This is a genomic window from Nitrospira sp. BLG_2, from assembly GCF_049222245.1.
The window spans coordinates 1-1,621 of sequence record NZ_JBLYIG010000419.1 but is presented as its reverse complement, the minus strand read 5'-3'; the positions used below and the strand labels follow the sequence as shown (position 1 = coordinate 1,621).

General features: G+C 51.5%; 1 pseudogene. It reads right to left on the bottom strand.

The features are described from left to right. Nucleotides 1-429 (bottom strand): annotated as a pseudogene (locus tag ACOSYY_RS11555) (nucleotide sugar dehydrogenase); the annotation flags it as partial. Nucleotides 430-1,621: the final 1,192 nt, after the last annotated feature.

Below are 1,621 nucleotides of genomic sequence, written 5' to 3'. Positions count from 1 at the left end.
CCCTGCCTTCATTCCGGACTTCTTCTCCAGAATAGGAAGACAAACTTCCTCGGTGACTCCGGGATACACCGTAGACTCATAGACGACAATGGCTCCCGGCGAGAGATTGGCCCCGATTGTCTCAGAGCACATCCTCAGCGCCTTCAAGTCCGGCTGCAGGGCCTCGCTGATTGGAGTTGGAACCGCGACGATAATGAAATCCGCTGCTTTAAGATCAGTAGGCTCCGAGGTAAAGCTTATCTTCGTTGCCACAAGGTCTTCCTTTGAGACCTCACCGGTTCGATCAATCCCTTTCCGTAATTCCTCAATCTTGGTTTTGTTGACATCAAACCCAATCGCGGGAGCTTGCTTGCCGAACGCTACCGCTATCGGGAGACCTACGTAACCCAAGCCCACAACCGCAACCGATCGTGCTCTCTCTTTCTTCATAGAACTCCTCATTTTTCCAATAGGGCAACAATGGCAGATGACTTCCAACGAGTCAAGAAAGTCAACACTTTCAAGAATCCAGATTGCTCACCATGACCGCACAACGATGTGGTCGACTACGCCTCCATCGCACATACCTGATACTGCACACAATTCGTCTTCATGATTCTCCTTTCTCATCTGGCTGAGCTAAATTCACTGCTAGCATCGTGGCGGGAAAAGCATACAGACGGTGGAGCCCCAATAATATCAAACAGATCCCTGCTAGACGCGAATAGAAAAACGACTATAGGTCATTTTGAAATAACCTCATATCAGCTAAATCTAAACTTAAACTTTAGATGTTCCGCAAAGAGATTCCTGAGCGAACGCGCACAAGCAGGCTAGCCCTCCAGTACGGCGTCAACCCGCAACCTTCCCATCACACAAACGGCCTCGAAATCTTTGATCATTTCGGTCTTTTCAGGCTGGAGTCCTACTCATTTGCAAGGAGAGGGGCACTTAACTTGCTCACTGACTCACCTGAGGGCACGTAATCGCGTCGGTCAAAATTATCGCTTCTTTAGAAGTGTCCTTTGTGAGTTAGGTTTTGGAGAGTTTTTCGAGCAGGGCTTGCAACGCGGAGGATTTGGACCATGCGCCAGAAATGTAGTCAGACGCTGCGGTTCCTCTCGAGTGGAATCGTCATAGTGTCCTTCGCCTATGGATTTGCCGTGCCCATGACATGGCCCGTCTTCGCAGGCGCTGAAGGCATAGCAGCATCAAACGCAAGCCAGCAGAGCAATCCCCAACAGAAATCCCTGGGCGTTCTAAGCGAAGGAAAAGCGCTACTGAAAAAGGGTTCGGCCACAACTACGAGAAAACCACATCGCCTGATCCGCCGGCCTACACCTCAAACCCAAGCGACAGCCAGCATTGAAGCCCCGGCGCCAACGTCATCGACTCTGTCACCAACGACATCAACCGGACTGACGGACACGAAGTCTCCGACGAAGTCGTCTATGGCTTCAACTTCCGGAGCATCAATTGCTTCGGCACCCGTCCTGTCGGCTACGACAATTCAGTCCGGAGTTACCGTCAACTCCGGAACCAATGCCTCGGCACTTATGGGATCTTCTACATCAACCAGAACCGCGGCGACATCATCTTCTGGCTCCGGAGGTCAAGCTTCGCCACGAATGCAGCGGCTAGC